General features: G+C 37.6%; 25 protein-coding genes, 1 riboswitch and 1 other annotated feature. Of the genes, 12 read left to right on the top strand and 13 right to left on the bottom strand.

Annotation, left to right across the window (positions count from 1 at the left end; all coding sequences use genetic code 11):
• Positions 1–340: 340 nt before the first annotated feature.
• Positions 341–511 (bottom strand): hypothetical protein, encoded by a 171-nt coding sequence (locus ACP3VS_RS13715; protein ID WP_012292701.1) that lies wholly within the window; start codon positions 509–511, stop codon positions 341–343.
• Between the two features lie 248 nt (positions 512–759).
• Between ACP3VS_RS13715 and ACP3VS_RS13710 the strand changes: the two genes are divergently transcribed.
• On the top strand, positions 760–1,185 hold the full coding sequence (locus ACP3VS_RS13710; protein WP_012292700.1) for a cell wall hydrolase: 426 nt from the start codon (positions 760–762) through the stop codon (positions 1,183–1,185).
• 22 nt (positions 1,186–1,207) lie between these two features.
• On the top strand, positions 1,208–1,543 hold the full coding sequence (gerQ, locus tag ACP3VS_RS13705) for a spore coat protein GerQ (RefSeq protein WP_008176019.1): 336 nt from the start codon (positions 1,208–1,210) through the stop codon (positions 1,541–1,543).
• Between the two features lie 75 nt (positions 1,544–1,618).
• Here gerQ and ACP3VS_RS13700 read toward each other — a convergent pair whose 3' ends face one another.
• From ACP3VS_RS13700 to ACP3VS_RS13680, 5 genes are all read right to left on the bottom strand, one after another.
• The gene (locus ACP3VS_RS13700; protein ID WP_031418450.1) at positions 1,619–2,791 is read right to left on the bottom strand and encodes a M20 family metallopeptidase; all 1,173 of its coding nucleotides are present in this window, start codon (positions 2,789–2,791) and stop codon (positions 1,619–1,621) included.
• A gap of 155 nt (positions 2,792–2,946) precedes the next feature.
• Entirely contained in the window at positions 2,947–3,327 is a 381-nt protein-coding gene (locus tag ACP3VS_RS13695; RefSeq protein WP_012292698.1) for a DUF423 domain-containing protein, read from the bottom strand.
• Positions 3,328–3,354: 27 nt separating this feature from the next.
• On the bottom strand, positions 3,355–3,624 hold the full coding sequence (locus ACP3VS_RS13690) for a YwdI family protein (RefSeq protein ID WP_012292697.1): 270 nt from the start codon (positions 3,622–3,624) through the stop codon (positions 3,355–3,357).
• Positions 3,624–3,800 carry a hypothetical protein gene (locus tag ACP3VS_RS13685; protein WP_012292696.1) on the bottom strand — a complete coding sequence of 59 codons (177 nt, stop codon included), beginning with the start codon at positions 3,798–3,800 and terminating at the stop codon, positions 3,624–3,626. The genes ACP3VS_RS13690 and ACP3VS_RS13685 overlap by 1 nt, the downstream gene beginning before the upstream one ends.
• A gap of 75 nt (positions 3,801–3,875) precedes the next feature.
• Positions 3,876–4,553 carry a uracil-DNA glycosylase gene (locus tag ACP3VS_RS13680; RefSeq protein ID WP_031418449.1) on the bottom strand — a complete coding sequence of 226 codons (678 nt, stop codon included), beginning with the start codon at positions 4,551–4,553 and terminating at the stop codon, positions 3,876–3,878.
• A gap of 174 nt (positions 4,554–4,727) precedes the next feature.
• Here ACP3VS_RS13680 and thiD point away from each other — a divergent pair, with 174 nt between their 5' ends.
• From thiD to bshB2, 4 genes are all read left to right on the top strand, one after another.
• Positions 4,728–5,558: a bifunctional hydroxymethylpyrimidine kinase/phosphomethylpyrimidine kinase gene (thiD, locus tag ACP3VS_RS13675; protein WP_197149102.1), complete on the top strand. Its 831-nt coding sequence runs from the start codon at positions 4,728–4,730 to the stop codon at positions 5,556–5,558.
• A gap of 266 nt (positions 5,559–5,824) precedes the next feature.
• Positions 5,825–6,106, top strand: coding sequence for a hypothetical protein (locus tag ACP3VS_RS13670; RefSeq protein ID WP_031418447.1), 282 nt, complete (start codon positions 5,825–5,827; stop codon positions 6,104–6,106).
• Between the two features lie 536 nt (positions 6,107–6,642).
• Positions 6,643–6,993: a YojF family protein gene (locus ACP3VS_RS13665; RefSeq protein ID WP_008176033.1), complete on the top strand. Its 351-nt coding sequence runs from the start codon at positions 6,643–6,645 to the stop codon at positions 6,991–6,993.
• 13 nt (positions 6,994–7,006) lie between these two features.
• The gene (bshB2, locus tag ACP3VS_RS13660; RefSeq protein WP_012292692.1) at positions 7,007–7,696 is read left to right on the top strand and encodes a bacillithiol biosynthesis deacetylase BshB2; all 690 of its coding nucleotides are present in this window, start codon (positions 7,007–7,009) and stop codon (positions 7,694–7,696) included.
• A gap of 47 nt (positions 7,697–7,743) precedes the next feature.
• Here bshB2 and ACP3VS_RS13655 read toward each other — a convergent pair whose 3' ends face one another.
• The gene (locus ACP3VS_RS13655; RefSeq protein ID WP_031418446.1) at positions 7,744–8,496 is read right to left on the bottom strand and encodes a TerC family protein; all 753 of its coding nucleotides are present in this window, start codon (positions 8,494–8,496) and stop codon (positions 7,744–7,746) included.
• Between the two features lie 335 nt (positions 8,497–8,831).
• Here ACP3VS_RS13655 and ilvA point away from each other — a divergent pair, with 335 nt between their 5' ends.
• Entirely contained in the window at positions 8,832–10,094 is a 1,263-nt protein-coding gene (gene ilvA / locus ACP3VS_RS13650) for a threonine ammonia-lyase IlvA (RefSeq protein ID WP_012292690.1), read from the top strand.
• Positions 10,095–10,313: 219 nt separating this feature from the next.
• Here the strand turns inward: ilvA and ACP3VS_RS13645 are convergent, their stop codons facing one another.
• The 3 genes from ACP3VS_RS13645 to ACP3VS_RS13635 form a co-directional block, all read right to left on the bottom strand.
• Positions 10,314–11,108 carry an ABC transporter ATP-binding protein gene (locus ACP3VS_RS13645; protein ID WP_031418445.1) on the bottom strand — a complete coding sequence of 265 codons (795 nt, stop codon included), beginning with the start codon at positions 11,106–11,108 and terminating at the stop codon, positions 10,314–10,316.
• Complete coding sequence (locus ACP3VS_RS13640; RefSeq protein ID WP_012292688.1) at positions 11,101–12,129, bottom strand: ABC transporter permease; 1,029 nt, start codon at positions 12,127–12,129, stop codon at positions 11,101–11,103. Before ACP3VS_RS13640 ends, ACP3VS_RS13645 begins: the two co-directional genes overlap by 8 nt.
• Positions 12,130–12,210: 81 nt before the next feature.
• Positions 12,211–13,233 carry an ABC transporter substrate-binding protein gene (locus tag ACP3VS_RS13635; protein ID WP_031418444.1) on the bottom strand — a complete coding sequence of 341 codons (1,023 nt, stop codon included), beginning with the start codon at positions 13,231–13,233 and terminating at the stop codon, positions 12,211–12,213.
• A 611-nt stretch (positions 13,234–13,844) separates the two neighbouring features.
• Here ACP3VS_RS13635 and ACP3VS_RS13630 point away from each other — a divergent pair.
• Both ACP3VS_RS13630 and ACP3VS_RS13625 read left to right on the top strand, forming a co-directional pair.
• Complete coding sequence (locus ACP3VS_RS13630) at positions 13,845–14,495, top strand: N-acetylmuramoyl-L-alanine amidase (protein WP_426388948.1); 651 nt, start codon at positions 13,845–13,847, stop codon at positions 14,493–14,495.
• A 57-nt stretch (positions 14,496–14,552) separates the two neighbouring features.
• Positions 14,553–14,786 (top strand): hypothetical protein, encoded by a 234-nt coding sequence (locus tag ACP3VS_RS13625; RefSeq protein ID WP_426388946.1) that lies wholly within the window; start codon positions 14,553–14,555, stop codon positions 14,784–14,786.
• A gap of 9 nt (positions 14,787–14,795) precedes the next feature.
• On the opposite strand, the gene ACP3VS_RS13620 is transcribed toward ACP3VS_RS13625, so the two are convergent.
• Positions 14,796–15,380, bottom strand: coding sequence for a hypothetical protein (locus ACP3VS_RS13620; RefSeq protein ID WP_031418441.1), 585 nt, complete (start codon positions 15,378–15,380; stop codon positions 14,796–14,798).
• Complete coding sequence (locus tag ACP3VS_RS13615) at positions 15,349–15,786, bottom strand: toxin C-terminal domain-containing protein (protein WP_426388945.1); 438 nt, start codon at positions 15,784–15,786, stop codon at positions 15,349–15,351. Before ACP3VS_RS13615 ends, ACP3VS_RS13620 begins: the two co-directional genes overlap by 32 nt.
• Positions 15,787–16,014: 228 nt before the next feature.
• On the opposite strand from ACP3VS_RS13615, the gene ACP3VS_RS13610 reads away from it, so the two are divergent.
• The 3 genes from ACP3VS_RS13610 (at position 16,015) to trpB (ending at position 18,630) form a co-directional block, all read left to right on the top strand.
• Positions 16,015–16,239, top strand: coding sequence for a transcriptional regulator (locus ACP3VS_RS13610; protein WP_031418437.1), 225 nt, complete (start codon positions 16,015–16,017; stop codon positions 16,237–16,239).
• Between the two features lie 364 nt (positions 16,240–16,603).
• Positions 16,604–16,648, top strand: a riboswitch (PreQ1 riboswitch).
• A gap of 6 nt (positions 16,649–16,654) precedes the next feature.
• Positions 16,655–17,140, top strand: a complete 486-nt coding sequence (locus ACP3VS_RS13605) for a QueT transporter family protein (RefSeq protein ID WP_031418436.1) — start codon at positions 16,655–16,657, stop codon at positions 17,138–17,140.
• Between the two features lie 66 nt (positions 17,141–17,206).
• Positions 17,207–17,407, top strand: a binding site (T-box leader).
• A gap of 59 nt (positions 17,408–17,466) precedes the next feature.
• Positions 17,467–18,630, top strand: coding sequence for a tryptophan synthase subunit beta (gene trpB, locus ACP3VS_RS13600; protein WP_031418434.1), 1,164 nt, complete (start codon positions 17,467–17,469; stop codon positions 18,628–18,630).
• Positions 18,631–18,808: 178 nt separating this feature from the next.
• On the opposite strand, the gene ACP3VS_RS13595 is transcribed toward trpB, so the two are convergent.
• Entirely contained in the window at positions 18,809–19,765 is a 957-nt protein-coding gene (locus ACP3VS_RS13595; RefSeq protein ID WP_426388942.1) for an L-threonine 3-dehydrogenase, read from the bottom strand.
• Positions 19,766–19,839: the final 74 nt, after the last annotated feature.

Raw genomic sequence — 19,839 nt, 5'->3', positions numbered from 1 at the left:
CGCATTTTAAATTTCATTTTCCTCCGCATTTTCGGATTCAAATATTAATATGATAGTATGAATAAAAAATCCGGTAAGTATCATCAGAAAGACCAAATACCAATTATAGGGTTGATGGTAGTATTCTGCTATCCCGACTGCCATAAAGGCACTAATAATTATTGCTACAAACATACTAAAAATACGCATTGTAACGCTCCTTCATGAATGCAAAAATAAATTCAACATTAGTATGTCTCGGAACAACGTTACTATACGGGCCAAGCTAAATTAGCTATAAAAATAAGAAAATGTCACCCCTCTGCGATGACACTTCCTTAATCCATGAATTTATTTTTTCTTAAGAGCTTTCATCCTTTACTTTTAAAATTAAGATGACCATTTGTATAAAAAAACCTGTCACAATAATTAAAATAAATAGATACCAATGGAGCGGCTGTCCATAAAACGCTCCTAGTAAAAAGGCTAGGACCGCGCTTAGTAATATACCAAACCATACCCCAATTTCCATAAATAGAATCACCTCACATGTATGGACTACACATGCAAATTACTGATTTCCTATTCCCCTATTTATATCTTTTTCTATTTACCCAATTTTTCATAAAAAGTATCTAACATGAATGGCTTTCAGATTATTTTTTACGGACTTGTCGTTATTACTACTGTATGCATAGTACCTTTGTTGTGTGAATTTCTTTCTTCAGAAAATTGAACATGTCTACAATACCATCATGCATATACTGACAGCGAGGAGGTATGAAAATCGCTGTTATTAAGACGAATGATGCCCAGACAGCCCTGCTAGCAAGGCTTATGCGTGCCGAGGCAGAAGGCGAAGGTGAGTTAGGCATGCTGATGGTTGGGAATGTTGGCGTTAATCGTGTAAGGGGGGATTGTTTAGATTTTGGTAATATTCGAACAATTGAACAGATGGTTTATCAACGTCCAGGTGGCTTTGAAGCAACTCAAAAAAGTTATTTTTATCAACGAGCACGTGATCAAGATATCCGGTTAGCCAAAAGAGTAATTCAAGGTGAGAGATTCCATCCAGCTAACCGTTCCTTGTGGTTTTTCATGCCTGCGGGTGATTGTCCTGCACAATGGTATGGCCAATGGAATACAGGCAGATACAAATCTCATTGCTTCTTCTCGCCAACTGAAGAAGATTGTCCTCAAATTTAAAAAGAAAGTAGGTTGATTATTGATGATGCCTTATTATTGGACACCAACAACGCAACAACAAATGACTCCTCCCCCAGTCACAATCCCGACCGGACGACCGCCTGGCCGTGAAGAGTCCTATATAGAAAATATTTTACGGTTGAATCGCGGAAAACCAGCTACCTTCCATTTTTCTTTTGAGCATGCAGTGGAACAAGGAAAAAACACAAAAACTGTACGTGGTGTGGTAGAAGCTGCTGGACGAGATCATGTTATCATTCGTGAACTTAAATCCAATCACCGCTTCTTATTCCCAATGATTTACTTTGATTTCGCTGAATATGATGAAGAAATGGCCTATTTTAACCAAAATCCATAAGAGCAATCATGTGTCTTAAAAATCCGCAATACTCTCACTGACAACCGTCGATGAGAGTATGCGGATTTTTATTTTTTAATCTTTTAAATATTCCAATGTAGCTTTACCTAAAGTTTTAGCAGCTATAAGCATTGCGCGTTCGTCAAAATCAAAGCGTGCGTGATGATGTGGATAAGCCGTTTCCCATTCTGGGCTTTTCGCACCTGTGAAGAAGAATGTACCAGGTACTTTTTCTAAATAATAAGCAAAATCCTCTCCAACCATAAATGGTGGACAAGTTTTCACTTGCTCTACGCCTGGGACAGTTGACGCTAGCTGTGCCACAAACTCAGTTTCCTTCTGATGATTATAAACAGGTGGATAACCCCTAGTATAACGATATTCATAACTTGCACCAAAGGCTAGACAAGTAGCGTTTAGAACTGCTTCTAGTTCCTGCTCCATCTGTGTACGCACATCTTCCTCAAAGGTGCGAATTGTTCCTGCCAATTTAACACGATCAGCAATAACATTAAACGGATTAATCGCCTCGAAATGACCAATTGTTAAAACAGCTGACTTTAATGGATCAATACGTCGCGAGATAAGTTGTTGTGCGCTGATTACAAACTGTGAAGCAAGAGTAACCGCATCAATGGAGTGATGTGGTTCGGCACCATGTCCACCCTTCCCTTGAATGGCAATTTCTACTTTGTCCGCAGCTGCCATAATAGCGCCATCTTTCACTAAAATTTCCCCTATTGGAGTGGGAGCCCATAGATGAGTACCAAAAATAACATCTACACCATCTAAGCACCCATCCTCTATCATCGGCTTTGCCCCACCTGGCGCCACCTCTTCAGCGTGCTGATGAATAAATATAATATTGCCTGTAATTTCAGATTTCATATGATTGAGTGCTTTAGCTAATCCTAGTAATGTTGCTGTATGACCATCATGTCCACAAGCATGCATTTTACCAGCAACCTTTGATTTAAAGGGTATATCATTTTCTTCTTGGATCGCTAATGCATCAAAATCAGCGCGTAACGCCACAGTTTTTCCTGGCCTTGCACCGCGTAGCAGCGCTACTACACCTCTTCCACCTACCCCTTCACGTACCTCATGACCCAATTTTTTATGATAGGCAGCTATATAGGCTGGTGTCTCCACTTCTTCAAAGGATAGTTCAGGATACTCGTGCAAATGACGACGAATCCCTACCATTTCTTCATAATTTTCATCTAATAATGTAAATAGCTTTTCCATCCTACACAACCTCTCTTTTTGTATTTTCGAAATATTGCAAGTAATAGTAGTAGTGTACTATAAATTCTTACAAAAAGAATAGGATTTAAATCGTATTCTTACAAAATAAAGAAAAAACTCTCCTACAAATCATGTAAGAGAGTCATAATTTAAAATTAACGAGCATGTTTTAAAGCCGATAAAATAATAAGTATCCACCCAATTAAAAATAGAACACCACCGATTGGTGTAATTGCGCCCAATACTTTTATACCACTAATCGCTAGTACATATAAGCTACCTGAAAAGAAGACAATCCCAAGGTTAAAGAAAATTCCTGCCAAATTTAATTGCTTCACTTCACCAAATAATTTGGAACTCATTAATAATCCGATTACCAACAAACCAGTAGCATGGAACATTTGATATTGAACAGCCGTCTCCCAAATACCTCGACTATAATCATCTAAAATTTCTTTTAAAGCATGTGCACCAAAGGCACCAAAGGCTACTGCTAATAGGCCGTGAAGAGCCCCTGTCACGATAAATTTTTTCATTGCTCGTTACCCTACCTTTAATATTGTTTAAAAATCAAAAATTGAATCACCATTTGCTCCATCTTCTTCAACTTTGGATGTAGATAAACTTGGTAGCTTCATCTCTGATCCAAGCATTTGTGGTAAATGCTTAGAAGGTGGCGTGATAGATGGCGTATTACCAGGAGAATCTAACACCACATCACATAATGCACGAATGGCTGTAAGAGCTTCGCGGATCTGCTGATCATTCCCTGCATTTTTTGCACCAGATAATTGTTTTTCAAGTTGTTGTATAACGGCTTGATAAGGAATCATTACATTCTCCCACTTTCTACTTTTGGTACAAATTTTAAACATTCCATACCTGAGGATTGTTTCACGACAACGGATGGAATTTGCTTTGTTTTAAAGCCATATGCGACACAGGCACGTGGAGTTTGAGGGTCCCAGGTTACTTTAAAAAATTGACATTGAAAACAATTCGCCTTCATCGTTGTCCCTCTCTTTCTTCTATTCTAACTGTATCACGATTTATGTAGTGTATAAAGTAAACGATTTGTGCCAATCTATGCTAAACACCAATCTATTGGTCGTTTATCCCATTCCACTAATTGTTGGTTAATCTTTGAATAAGGTTTACTACCAAAAAATCCTCGATAAGCACTTAACGGGCTAGGATGTGGTGCTTCTAATATGACATGGGGCGTTGCATGTTTACAAATTAATTGTTTTTTTCGCTGCGCTGGTTTACCCCATAGTACAAAAATAAGTGGCTCCTCTCTTGCGGCTAGTTTATCGATAACCGCATCAGTGAACTGCTCCCAGCCTTGATCTTTATGGGAATTCGCCTGTCCTGCTCGTACAGTAAGCACTGTATTCAAAAGCATGACACCTTGTTCTGCCCACTTCGTCAAGGTCCCATCTTGAGGAATAGGACAGCCTAGATCATCTTGTAGTTCTTGTAACATATTTCGTAAGCTAGGTGGATGCGGGATACCTGGCTTGACTGAAAAGCTTAAGCCATGTGCTTGATTAGGACCATGGTATGGGTCTTGTCCTAAAATAATGACCTTCACATCTTGATAAGCTGTTGTATAAAATGCATTCATCACATCCTGCATGGGCGGATAAATAGTTTGCGTTGAATATTCATTAGCAATAAATTGACGTAGCGCATGATAGTATGGTTTTTCTAACTCGTCTGCAAGTATTTCTTGCCAATCATTCGGGAATACTTGTTTCATTGTCCTTTAAGCCCCTTTCTTTTCTTACAACGGTACAAAAAACCAACCTTGAATTCAAGCCTCAGTTCAAACTGACCATTTAAAATTATCTAATTCTGACTATTTTTATAGAATCAGAATAAGACTATACTAAATGGTAATTTTAACACTCTCAACAATAAAGGAGATCTTTTCATGACTCTAAAAAAAACATTAACAATTGCTGGTTCAGATACATCCGGTGGCGCAGGTATGCAAGCCGATCTTAAAACATTTCAAGAGCACGGTACGTACGGTATGGTGGCATTAACAGTTGTTGTAACAATGGACCCGAATGGTTGGACACACAATGTTACACCATTACCAACTGAACTTTTACAAAAACAAATCGATACTGCTCTTTCAACAGGAATTGATGCTATCAAAACTGGCATGCTATCTACGGAAGAAATTATTCGTCTAGCTGGAGAAGCTATTGCAACATCAGGTACTACAAATGTTGTCATTGATCCCGTTATGATTTGTAAAGGTGACGATGAAGTTCTAAATCCTGGCAATACAGATGCAATGATACAACATCTTTTACCATTAGCAGCAGTCACAACTCCAAATCTTTTTGAAGCTGGTCAATTGGCTGGTACAGGTACTCCAAAAACGATTGATGAAATGAAAACAGCCGCACGAAAAATCCATGAACTAGGAGCTAAAGCTGTAGTCATTAAAGGCGGGAAAGCATTAGCCACTGAAAAAGCAACAGATCTATTCTTCGATGGACAAACATTCTATTTATTAGAATCTGAAAAAATCGCTTCTACAAATAACCATGGGGCAGGCTGTACTTTTGCTGCTTCTGTTACTGCAAATCTGGCAAATGGACGGTCTGTTATGGATTCTGTTATTGAAGCAAAAGAGTTTGTATCCGCAGCCATTGCACATGGTTGGGCTCTTAACGATTACGTTGGTCCTGTCATGCATGGTGCAAAATCCCGCTTTGGTGCTCCACAAGTAACAGTGACTGAAATATAACCATGTGAACGGGATGTCTCAAAGATAGAGACATCCCTTTTTACACAAGGGAGGTTTCTAAGTCACCTCAGCCATACTCACATCCAGTAACTCGCTGAAAATATTACCTAACACTATGAGAAAAAAACGTAATTATTTAAATACCACTACTACAAAACAAATAATGCGTTATTTTCTAGAGTTTTTGCTGACTAAAGATAAAAAATCGGACAAGATACGTTAGGACTTCATCCCCCATATATTAGCTTTAGATGGGAGGGAAAAAAATGAAAAAACATAAGGCAGAGAACTTAACTGAAGAATCAGGTTTATTAGCTGGAGAAATAACCTCTTCAAAAGTAGAAGTACTAGCTTCCATTGTCTTAACACTCGGCTACTCATTGTCCACCCTCGCCACAATAATGGCACTTCAGGAGGAAGAAGAACTAGCACAAGAAAAAAAGACCGAAAATCAAGATCAAAATCTATATATGAGACAAATGTTTAAACAGTTGCAAAATGTCAATAATCGTTTAGAAACGATCGAAAGAAAGCTTAATCGGTTCTAACCAATACATAGCCTATCCGTAATTTTAATAAAAAACCGCGAATCTCCGTCATAAAGAGAAACGCGGTTTTTATTATACTATGATAATGAGCTTCATTCTTCTCCCTATTCTACAGCACAATCTGAGATGCTGAAGGAACGTCATCTATTGTACCAAGATAGAATTCGTTTTTACCTAGTTTTGCCATCCTTTAGCATTTTGTGCTGTCTACACACGATTTAGGAAGAAGCTATGGTTGCAATATCTTTCAGGTGTGAAACCGTATACAAAACGACACATTTTGTACATATTTTTTCACACCCCTTATATTGATACATTACAATAATTTTTTCAAGAATATTGCTTGGAAACTTGTCATAGATTAATAGTTAATGATTCATCTTGCCCTGATTTAGAATTAGATTAATCTAGATGAAATTATGTGGGAGGGATGTAAGTTACACAAATCATTAATTTGTACGTATGAAGCAATCAATTTCCCTTTGCTAATTTTTTTTACTATACTTAAAGGAGAAATGATCGAGAGGAGTGTTAAGATGCAAGAAGTACAAGTAGAGACGTTGCAAGAATTACTAAATTCTTTTGCCAACAAAGACGTTTATATTCATCTTGAGACGACAAACGGATCTTATGCAGCACATTATGATGAAAAGTTCTTTAATGCAGGTGCCTTTATACGCAACGCAAAAATTAATTATGAACTTGCTAAAGTTGTAGACAAGACACCTCATCGTGTTGGATTAAAATTACCTCATGGCTGGGTTTATGCACAAGGTATTACTCATTATGAATTAGATGATTTAGGCCGTTTATTAATGGCTGGATTAGATTACTCTGGAAAATTGGCGATTGCGCTTGAAATAAGTGAAACGCCATTTACTTACTAAGGGGGACGACTCTTTGAATTTACAACCACAACGTCATATTTTAATTGTGTACCCTCACCCAGATGATGAGGCTTTTTCAGTTGCTGGCACGATTGCCTACTATACAAAAAAAATGAATACACCTGTTACATATGCCTGCTTAACATTAGGTGAAATGGGCCGTAATTTAGGTAATCCTCCCTTTGCAACGCGCGAATCATTACCAGAAATACGTCGTAAAGAATTAATTGCAGCCGTTGAAGCAATGGGTATTCAAGATTTACGTATGATGGGTCTTCGTGATAAAACAATCGAATTTGAAGACGATGAGAAGATGGTGAAGCTGGTAGAAGGTTTAATTGAAGAGCTAATGCCTTCATTAATTATTACGTTCCTACCTGGTTTTGCGGTACATCCAGATCATGAAGCAACCGCACGTGCTGTCGTTGAAGCTGTACGTCGCATGCCTAAGGCTGCACGTCCGCAAGTATTTGGCTGTGCCTTCGCAAACGATACTATTGAAAAAAATGGCGAACCTCATGTGGTCTATGATATTCGCGAAATGCGAATGGATAAATTACAAGCTTTACAGGCACACGCATCACAAACTGGTTGGATGATGCAAGAAACAGAAAAGCGCATTGATGATGGTGAACCGATGAGCGAGAGCTGGCTAAATGTTGAAAGATTCTACATTATTGATCCTGATAAATATGTAAAATAAATAAAAGGTTCTGTCCTCTTATGATTGGAGAACAGAGCCTCATTTTATTAGGTAGATTTTACTTTATTTACTTTATTTACTTTATGCACGATAAACGTGATGGAAAAGGCAATCAATAAAAACAGGAAGAAAAAATAATGAGGTATATGAAGATTAACAACACTTACTAACATTTTTAACCCTATTACCCCAATAATGATGAAAGCAGTTGCTTCTAGCTCAGGTACTTTTTCGATCATAATTAAAAATACACCCGCTATTGTTCTCATCATTAAGATTCCTAACATACCTCCAATTAAAAGCACCCATACTTGATCTGAAACAGCAAAGGCAGCAAATATTGAATCAATAGAAAAAGCAATATCCATCAGCTCTACGGAAATAACTGTTGCCCAAAAGGTCCCAAAGAAACGAACCATCAAGCCTGATTTTTTTACCACCTTCACACTATCCTCATTTCCAATTTGAAGAAAATGAGCGATACAAAGCCATCCTAAATACAACGCTCCTAACACTTTAATAAACCAAAACTCTACAAGATAAACCCCTATTCCAATAAATAAAAATCTAAAAAAGTAGGCTCCTAGCATCCCATACATTAAAGCTCGTTTTCGTTGCTTATCCGGCAAATGTTTGACAAGTACTGCTAATACAAGTGCATTATCTGCTGATAGCAATCCTTCAATAATAATTAAGGAAAATATTAGTCCCCAGGATACAGGGTCCACTAATACTTCCTTCCACATTGCCCAATCAAAAAACTGACTATATGTAGATAGAATTCCTTGAATGATTTCCACTGCTTACCCTCCCACTTGTCCTAAGCTAATCTAGTATATGCTTGACCAATTTTGATATGAAAATTGTATTTTTTTGATCAAAGATATTGTGGACACCCCTCTAAAAAGAGCTCTTTTTTAAACGTGATTTGCTAGTAGGAGCACTATCATAGAAGTGATATATGACCGTGTTTGATACCTTTTTTGATATAAAAAGTATGTTGAATTAAGATAAAACGCTTACATAACAAAATGGACACGGAAAATTTAGAATTTACTAAAAATTAAGTCCAAAAAGCAAATAAAGTGTGCTATCATAGATAAATGTTTTAAACGTAAAATGGAGGATGAATACTATGGAAGTTGCTGATACTAGAACCGTGCAAGTGGAGAATGTTCTCATTGCACACCATTTTTTAAAAGACGTAGTTGTGCATACACCTCTACAAAGAAACGACTATTTATCAGAGAAATATGGTGCAAATATTTATTTTAAACGCGAGGATTTACAACATGTACGCTCATTCAAGCTTCGTGGCGCCTATTATAAAATTAAAAAAATCGAGGAAGAAGCGCGCAATGTTGGCGTTGTTTGTGCCAGCGCAGGCAACCACGCACAGGGTGTAGCTTATGCCTGTGCCCAATTAAAAATTCAAGCTAGCATTTTTATGCCTCAAACTACACCTAAGCAAAAAATAGACCAAGTGCGTATGTTTGGACGTGAGTATGTGGAAATTATTTTAGCGGGTGATACGTTCGATGACTCTGCTGAAAGCGCACTAAGCTTCTGTGAAGAACAAGGTAAAATCTTCATTCATCCATTTGACGATTTCGATGTTATTGCTGGGCAAGGAACTGTGGCGGTAGAAATCATGAATGATATGGAAGAGCCAATCGACTACGTTTTTGGCAGTATCGGTGGTGGTGGCTTAATGTCTGGTGTTTCTGCCTATATTAAAAACCTTTCTCCATCTAGCAAAATTATTGGTGTAGAGCCTGCCGGTGCTGGCAGTATGAAGGCTGCCTTTGCTGAAGGTGGCACAGTTGCTCTTGATTGGATTGACAAATTTGTCGATGGAGCTGCTGTAAAGTGTGTCGGTCATCATACTTATGATGTTTGTCGCCGTTATTTAGATGACATTATTCTTGTACCTGAAGGAAAAGTATGTACAACCATTTTAGATTTGTATAATAAGCATGCGATTATTGCTGAGCCTGCCGGTGCATTGTCAGTCGCAGCTCTTGATTTTTATAAAGAAGAAATCAAAGGAAAGTCTGTCGTAGTTATCATCAGTGGTGGGAATAACGATATTGGCCGAATGCAGGAAATTAAAGAAAAGTCTCTTATTCATGAAGGTTTACTTTACTACTTCATCGTTAGCTTCCCTCAACGGGCAGGCGCACTTCGTCAATTCCTAACTAGCGTACTCGGTCCTAATGATGATATTACTACCTTTGAATATACTAAGAAAAACAATAAAGAAAGCGGCCCTGCTCTAGTGGGTATTGAGCTCGGCGATCGATCGGATTACGAGGGATTACTAGCGAGAATGAATGAGTTTGGCTTCAAATATAAAGAAGTTAACAATGATATTCAGCTATTTGGCCTACTCGTCTAAAAGAAGGAGTCTCACTTTTAGCAAGTGAGGCTTTTTCTATGTTTAAATATTTGAGAGTCACCTCAACAGCATCTTTCTCAACCATTTATATAGATGAATGGAGCGAGGGAAGAAGCACGACCCTCACATCATTGTAAATGAAAAAACTATAGGCAAACCCAAATGTCATTGAGTTTGCCTATAGTCTTATACTCATACGAATGTATGAACGATATACCTTTATCCTAATAAAGCACGGTCCGAATTCATTTTCTCTCCACGAATGCGTTCAAATTCAGCCATTAAATCAGGTATCGTTAATTCATGTTTACGATTTTCTCCAACTTCTAAAATAATCTGACCTTTATCCATCATAATTAGACGATTCCCTAAATCTAAAGCTTGTTGCATATTATGCGTAACCATCAATGTCGTCAAATGATCTTTTTCTACTAAATACTTTGTAATGCGGGTGATTAGTTCTGCACGTGAAGGATCCAGCGCAGCTGTATGCTCATCTAACAATAATATGGATGGCTTTGTAAAAGTGGCCATTAAGAGAGACAAAGCTTGTCGTTCCCCACCTGAAAGTAACCCAACCTTTGCAGAAAGACGGTTTTCTAAATTTAATCCAAGCATCTCTAACGATTCAATAAAAAACTCACGACGTTTCTTGTCTACACCTCTTCTCAATCCTCTACTCTTATTGCGGGAGTAAGCTAGTGCCAAATTCTCCTCAATCGTCATAGCAGGTGCTGTCCCTGCCATTGGATCCTGGAAAACACGACCGATTAATTGCGAGCGCTTATACTCTGGCAAATGAGTAACATTGTTACCATCAATCGAGACCGTGCCAAAATCTGGTGTTAAGGCGCCAGAAATCATATTCATCATCGTTGATTTACCTGCCCCATTACTCCCAATAATAGTAACAAAATCACCAGGCTTTAAATGTAAGTTAATTTCTGCTAGAGCGATCTTTTCATCCGGTGTCCCTTCATTGAACACCTTATTTATACCGTGTAATTTAAGCAAGGCCTTTTCCTCCTTGCTCTACTGGTTTGACTTGTGTAAGTTCGGCAGCTCGTTTTGCCTTACGCTTTCGTTCCTTACGCTTGTTAATAAATTGAGGCAAAATCAACGCCAAAATGACAATGATAGCTGTAATTAATTTCATATCGCCAGAATCCAGGAAGTCTACACGTAATGCTAGCGCTAAAATAATACGATAAATAATAGCTCCAGCGATGACTGCAAAAGTGGTACGAATAATGGTCTTTGTACCAAAAATTGCTTCCCCGATAATAACAGATGCAAGCCCGATCACAATCATACCGATTCCCATACTTACATCAGCGAACTTTGAATATTGTGCGATTAAAGCTCCAGAAAATGCGACAAGTGCATTGGAAAGTCCTAGCCCTAGAATAATAAGTGTATCTGTATTAGCTGAGAAGCTGCGAATCATTCGTTTATTATCACCAGTAGCCCGAATAGCCAGCCCAACCTCTGTTTTTAAGAACCAATCTGCTCCTATTTTAATTAAAATCGTAATAATTACGATAACAATTAGTACACTCCAAGTACCTGGTACTTGCTGAATCCCCATGACTTTTAATAGGCTGTTGAGAGCATCATCAATCCCTAAATTACTCCAAAACGCTTGAAACTTTGAAAATATTGTTTCAGAGTTTAGTAATGGAATATTTGGGCGACCTATCGTATTTTCTGCAGTTAACCCCATGATCCGTAGGTTAATGGAATATAAAGCAATCATCATTAAAATCCCTGATAAAAGTGGGTTAATCTTCCCTTTTGTGTGAAGAATTCCTGTCATACATCCAGCAATAAATCCAGCAACAATTGCCACTAAAGTCGCTAAGATTGGGTGGTAGCCAAGCAAAACCATTGTTGCTGCTGTTGCCGCCCCTGTTACAAAGCTTCCATCAACCGTTAAATCCGGAAAATCTAACACCCGAAATGTTACATATACACCAAGTGCCATAATTGCATAGATGATTCCTTGCTCCACTGCGCCAAATAATGCTAAAAACATCGTTGAATCATCTCCTAAATCTCTTTATTATTCTACTGCTTGTAAATGAAGATAAAGCGGGGATGGTTCCCCCGCTTCAATCTATTTTTCTAGAAGTTCTGCACCCCAAGAATCTTTAATTTCAATTCCTAAATCATCTGCTACTTTTTTATTAATTAATAGCTTTAGATTTTGTGGAAATTGCGCTGGCGTTTCAGCAGGTGTTGCCTCACCTTTTAAAATTTTCACTGCCATTTGCCCAGCCTCATATCCGATATCGAAATATTCAAAACCATAAGCCGCCAAACCACCACGCGCTACAGAGTCAAGCTCTCCAACAATTAAAGGTAATTTATTGGCATTTGCTACATCAATAACAGACTCTAATGCAGAAACTACTGTATTATCCGTAATAATATAGAATGCATCGACCTTACCAATTAAGGATTCAGTGGCTTGCTTTACTTCCGCAGAAGTTGCTGCAGATGCCTCTTTAACCTCAAGACCTTGCTCAGCCATCACTTTTTTTACTTCTTTCACCTGTGCTACGGAGTTTTGCTCACCAGCGTTGTAGACCATACCAACGTTTTTAGCACCTAGCTCTTTTAAAAAGGCCACTGTTTTAGAAATCGTTTCAGGATGTAAATCGATAGTACCTGTAACATTTTTCCCTGGCTTCTCCATTGACTCTATGAGCTGAGCACCTACAGCATCTGTTACAGATGTGAAGATAATGGGAATATCACTTGTTGCTGTTGCCGCGGCCTGTGCAGAAGGTGTAGAGTTAGCAAATATTAAATCTACGTTTGCACTTACTAGATTGTTAGCAATCGTTGTGTTAAGACTATTATCGCCTTGTGCGATTTGTGAATCATACTCAACTTTTAAACCTGCATCTTCAATCGCCTTTTTAAAGCCTTCCGTCGCTGCATTTAGCGATGGATGCTCTACAATTTGCGTAATTCCGATTTTATATGTTTTATCATCTGCGTTCCCGCTGTCACTTGCGTTATTCGTTTCGTTTCCCTTTGATTCTGTTGAACTAGACCCACCACTACCACAAGCAGCCAGTAGTAATACTAGTCCAAAGAGTAGGAATGAAAGCTTTTTGACATTGCTCTTCACCATTAATCCCCCCGATTAAGTTCTGGAATATCTATCACACTTTATCCAAACAAAGTGTGAATGTATCGCTATATTATCGTTATTATTGAGCTCCGTCAACAACATTATGAATGTTCTGACTTTTGTATTTCACAAAAAATTTTAGTATTCCATTTAATTTGACGCTTTAAACCGCTAAACTACGCTATTTTTGTTATTCGATTCCTTTTTAAAAAATAGTAAAAAATATTTATGACAATTTTGCGAATTTAGTCATATAGATAAAAAGTCTGACATTTGACTTCTGCTAGATATGTATAATAAAATATTGACTTGTGTGAAAGCACCGTGGTTCGTAACCATCCCACGAAAAAATTGGGCTAAACTTACTTGCATTGAGTAATTTCATTAAAAATGAAAACCTAGCAATATCAACAGTTAACAACTTTTTGCACAAATTTAAGTTTGATTTAGTTGAGTTGAGTTTAGTTTCTGTTTTGTTTTACACATTTTTTACACATTTAAAATTTATGACTACTCTATTTAGGGTGGTCATTTTCTTTTCCCTTTTCACTGATTTTTTGTATATAACACTTACTTTGTGAAGAATATAGAGAAAGGAAGTGAAAAAAATGAAAAACAAAATGAGGAACGAAGATTCGAGTGGAGATCCATTTGCTACTGGAGGACTCGACACTAGGAGAGATCCAACTGATTATACTTCTCCTACGCATGATAGCAGAGACGACGATTCAGTTGACCCTCCAGTTAGTACAACTGGAGGTTTTGGACCTATAAGGACGGTGGTAATAAATGATTACAGTTTCCCCAGGACATTAGGAAAGAATACTGGAGCTATGGGATTAATCGACGAAGGAACCGAAGCAATCAACGTAGCAAAGCGTGTAACGTCTATTTTACGTGCAGCAGGTATTATTACAAATTACATTGAGGATAATGTGAGTAAATCGCAGGCAGCAAACATCAAATGGTTGATTGCACAACATAATAAATCGAGCCGAGAAATTGATGTGTCTATTCACTTTAATTCAGTTCCAGGCACACACAACAAAGGCATCGGCACAGAGACACTTATTTATAGTGGGAAAAATATTGATACAGCTACAGCTATTACAGATGCGATTAGTAATGCGAGTGGATTGCAGAATCGTGGGGTGAAAATTCGTACTGATTTAGGATTGCTAAAAGGTACGAATAAACCTTGTTACTTGATTGAAGTATGCTTTGTAAATGATAGCGTAGATGTTGCAATGTACAAGTGAGACTTTGAGAAGATATGCCAAGCGATTGCAGGACAACTAGCAAAAGCGGTCGGTAAAATGCTGAAGCCTTCCACATCATCAACTGTGGAGGACAAAGGACGTAATTTAATTCGTAAAGCAGTAGCGGATGGTACATTTACATCGCCACATACTGATGTTGATAATTATTCAACAGAGAAAATATTGGAGTATGCATTGATTTATATTGAACGTAACGTTAAATATAAATCAATGCCCGTCATTAATATTCAAATCACAGTGATGACGGGCTTTTTGCGTTTACATATTTAATTACTGAAGTTAGCTTAAAGGTTCATCATAAAAAGTATCAAAAATACCTTTATAATTCATTTTTAGGTTTTTAATATTTATAGAATCTGTAGAAAGTATATTAATTACGTCCCCACTCGCTCCGAAATGAACTAAATACTTACTCGTGACAATAAAAAATACAGCATTAGAGGCACACTTATTTTTGTTGAGAAGCGCATCTATTGTATATAAAATGGTGTCATTTACTGCTACATCTTTTATTAATGCAATCTTACCAAAGCCTTCATAAAGATCAAACTCTTCACTTGTAAGTTTATATTCTTTCCAATTAACTAAGCGTATACGCTTGGATAAGTTATTAGAGATGTATTTCTTTTTATTATCGTATTCTAAAGAAATGAATAGATCAACAGTGGGATCATCCAGTGTGAGGTCATTAATAAACTTTCGAATCCCATCCACTCGAACTTCTTTAAAATAATCCGTTAAGAATCGAACACGGTTTTCCATTGACGCATTAAAATACATTGAAGAACTCCACGGTTCAGTAATGGGAACCCCAGACTTAGTATGAATAGATTTAGTCGCCAATCCTTGTGAGGTTTTTATCATATGTACCACTCCTAGTGTCTTTTGAACAGATAGTACTAGGTGAAGAGCCACCTTTCCAAGCTCCACCAATATGACCATCTATATCACGATATATATATTCAGGTTTTCCTTTTTTGTTTCTGAAAATTGCAGCTTTACCACATGTCTCTGATATTTTAGTATAACCGAGTTTCTTTGCAGCTGTAGTTGCTTCTTTATCTGTCTTGTAAACAGGTCCAGATTTAGATGGATCCTTTTTGGGTGGCTTTTTACCCTTTTTTAAAATTATAGCATTCTCAACTTCTTCATCTATCTTATATTCTTCTGCTTGATATTCTTCTACTATAACACCTTCATCTGATGTTTCTAATTCTTTTATTATCTCGAGCGCTTTCAAATCATACTCACTTTGTGTGTCTACTTCCATTTGGCTAGCATTGGTAGAGTGCAGAAACTCTTCTTCATTTGCACTAGCAAAAGGAACTGAAATAGTAGTGCTGAATAAAACTAAAAGACTTAATAAAGTAAAAATTTTTTTCCTTCTTAATTACCTCTGAAATTATATTTTTGTAGAATAGGATTCTATTATTACATATATAAAGGTAAATATAGGTATTTTTGTAATTTAATGTTCTTGTTTGAGAGGTGTGGAATGATGAAAGAACAACTTATAAAAGCAATGCAGCGAAATCAATTTTTGAACATGATGTATATGGCTAAAGACGGCACTGTGTCACAAAGGCGTATCAAGATAATTAAAATTGTTGGCGGTTCCTTTCAGGCGTATTGTTTTACAAGGCAAGCCAAGCGCACATTTATGATTGATAGTGTATTGGCAGTTGTTCCAGTCATTCACAAGGAGCGTTCCGTTGTATGCTGAAACCTGAACAACGGCGACTATTTCATAAATTCTTAATTCTAGAAATGGCAGTCCAATCATTGCAACGTGATTTCCCTGTAATTGAAAATTTGTACTAAATACCGTCATTGGCTCGGTATCACAGCGCATCGTCTAACTAGTTCACTTTTACTTTCACCCTACGCAATTTCAACCTTCGAAACTTTCTTTTTACGTAAGTTGTTAGCAAAAAAAATTGCTGTTCCTTCTTCTGGTGTTAGCTCTAATTCCTGATAAATTGAATTCATGAGAAATACAATGAATATTTTAGCCGCTTTATTATTTTACACATTATTTACACATAGTTATTTACAAACCCGCATGAATACTGATATGATTGCACTTGCTCTACGTGGTTCGTAACCATCCCACGAAAAAAAACTAAGGAGAAATGAATATGAAAATAAAGTTTTTAGCAGCAAGTGGTATTATTGCAGCTCTATACATTGCTGTGACGATGCTTGTTGCACCATTTGGTTTTACAGAGGTGCAGTTCCGTGTATCTGAAATTTTTAACCATTTAGTGGCCTTTAATCCACGCTTTGCCGTTGGTATCATAATTGGAGTATTTATTGCTAATATCTTTTCACCACTTGGTATCTACGACTTAGTATTTGGTGTTGGACATTCTATGATTACATTGGGTTTGTTCATTTTGATTTGTAAATTTGTTAAAAATATTTGGGCACGCTTAATCATCAATACATTCTTATTTACTTGTACAATGTTTATAATTGCCTTTGAATTGAATTTAGCCTTAGAGCTACCATTCTTTTGGACTTGGCTAACGGTGGCAGCAGGTGAATTCGTTGTTTTAGCGGTGGGTGCACCTATTATGTATATACTCAATAAACGCCTTCACTTTAAAGAGATGATTGAATAGACGAGTCTTACAAGATTCGTCTTTTTTTCTTGACAATATTCTGAAAACATTCTACAATTCTTTCTAATAAATGCGAAGAAGAAGAGTAGTAGCAAGCATCGTTACTTAAAGAGAGCTGGTGGTCGGTGTAAACCAGTAGTACGTACTTGTGAATGGACTTCAGAGCAGCCTTACTCCAATGTAAGGCCGATTGGCTCCCCGTTATCGGAGTTAGAAAGCGCGCATCAATTGCGAATAAAGGTGGCACCACGGTTACTCGTCCTTTTTACAGAGGATTGGAGTGGCTTTTTTTTATGAAAAAATGAGTGCAGAGGAGTCGAGAAAAGATGAGTACAGTAGCAGAGAATAAAGGATATTTCGGAGAATTTGGTGGAAGCTTCGTTCCAGAGGAGCTTCAGCATGTATTAACTATTTTGGATGAAAATTTCCAAAAATTCAAAGATGATGCAGACTTTAATACAGAATTGAATTATTATTTCAATGAATATGTCGGTCGCAAATCCCCTCTTTATTTTGCAGAAAATTTAACAAAGCAATTGGCTGGCGCAAAAATATATTTAAAGCGTGAGGATCTTAACCATACGGGCTCACATAAAATCAATAATGTATTGGGTCAAATTTTATTAGCAAAACGTATGGGAGCAAATCGCGTTATTGCTGAAACCGGTGCAGGACAACACGGTGTGGCAACCGCTACTGCCTGTGCCATGTTCGGGATGGATTGTACTATTTATATGGGGTTAGAGGATACTAAACGTCAGGCATTAAATGTATTTCGAATGGAGCTTCTTGGAGCAAAGGTAGTAGCTGTTGATAAGGGGCAAGGACGTTTAAAGGATGCCGTTGATGAAGCATTCGCTGATTTGGTGGCAAACTACGAAACGACATTTTATTTATTGGGCTCTGCTGTTGGGCCGCACCCATTCCCCTCAATGGTTAAACATTTCCAATCAGTTATTAGCCGCGAAAGCCGCGAGCAAATTTTGGAGAAAGAAGGAAAACTACCAACCGCTGTCCTAGCCTGTGTTGGCGGTGGAAGTAATGCTATAGGGGCATTCGCAGAGTTTATTGCTGATAAAAATGTTCGTCTTATCGGAATAGAGCCAGATCAAGCTGCTACACTTAACGAAGGAACGCCTGGAGAACTGCACGGCTTCAAATGCTTAGTGCTACAGGACGCAGAGGGAAACCCTCTACCAACATACTCGATTGCCGCAGGGTTAGATTACCCAGGTGCGGGACCTGAGCACAGTCACTTAAAAACAATTGGTCGTGCAGAGTATGTTACCGTGACAAATGAAGAAGTCCTAGAGGCATTTCAGGTGCTATCGAAGGTAGAAGGTATTATTCCTGCACTCGAAAGCTCTCATGCAGTTGCCCATGCACTAAAACTAGCGCCTACTCTTACAACTGATGACATTATTATTATTAATATCTCAGGTCGTGGCGATAAGGACGTTGAGCAAGTTTTTCATATGTTAAATAAATGATTTAAACCTGAAAGAGCGATTTCCTAAACCGGAAATCGCTCTTCAACTTTCACTAATGATGTAATGTCTGCTGATCTTGAAACACAAGTATAAACGAATCTATTCCAATAAGAATATATATCCCCCATTTATTTCATAAAAAAAACGGATGAAGTCTATCACATCATCCGTTCAATCGCTATTTTGAAATCGCTCTTTTATGCAGTTTAATTTTTAGCTTTTCTAACATATCTACCGTCATTTTTGACAAATCGTACTCTGCTTTAAAGCCCCACTCTTTTTGTGCCGCTTCAATATTTATTGAGTTTGGCCAGCTATCTGCTATTGCCTGACGAACTGGGTCAACCTGATAGTTCATTGTAAAGTTCGGTAAATGTTTTTTTATTTCAGCTGCGATTTGCGATGGTTCAAAACTCATTGCTGTTATATTAAAAGCATTACGGTGAACAAGCTTACTACCATCGGCTTCCATTAAATCGACAATTGCCTGTAAAGCATCTGGCATGTACATCATATCCATATACGTACCTTCTTGAATATAAGATGTATACTTACCTTGTTCAATCGCTTCGTAGAAAATCTCTACCGCATAATCAGTTGTACCACCGCCAGGGGGTGTTACATAAGAAATTAAACCTGGGAAACGGACACCACGTGTATCTACTCCAAAACGGCTGAAGTAATAATCACATAATAATTCGCCAGCCACTTTATTAACACCATACATAGTTGTCGGGCGTTGCAATGTATCCTGAGGTGTGTCTTCCTTCGGTGTAGATGGTCCGAATGCCCCTATTGAGCTTGGTGTGAAGAATTGCATATTTAACTCTCGTGAAACTTCCAAAGCATTCATTAATCCACCCATATTTAAATTCCAAGCCAACAAAGGATTTCTTTCAGCTGTAGCTGATAATAGTGCTGCTAAATGCATCATTGTATCAGCACCAAAGTCCTTTGCTAAATCATGCATTCTTTGTCCATCTGTAACGTCCAATATCTCAAACGGGCCCTCAGTATGGTCAAGCTTTCTAATGTCAGTAGCAAGTATATTGTCCTCTCCATAAATACTACGAAGTTTTTCTACAAGCTCAGAACCAATTTGACCAAGTGCTCCGGTAACCATAATTTTTTTCATTTCTCAAAACCTCCACATGTGAACAATTGTACTTATGGAAAGTACAAAAATATATTAACAAACATTGATTTAAT

The organism is Lysinibacillus sp. VIII_CA, assembly GCF_049943995.1.
Taxonomy (GTDB): Bacteria; Bacillota; Bacilli; order Bacillales_A; family Planococcaceae; genus Lysinibacillus; species Lysinibacillus pinottii.
This window is presented reverse-complemented; position numbering and strand designations above follow the sequence as displayed.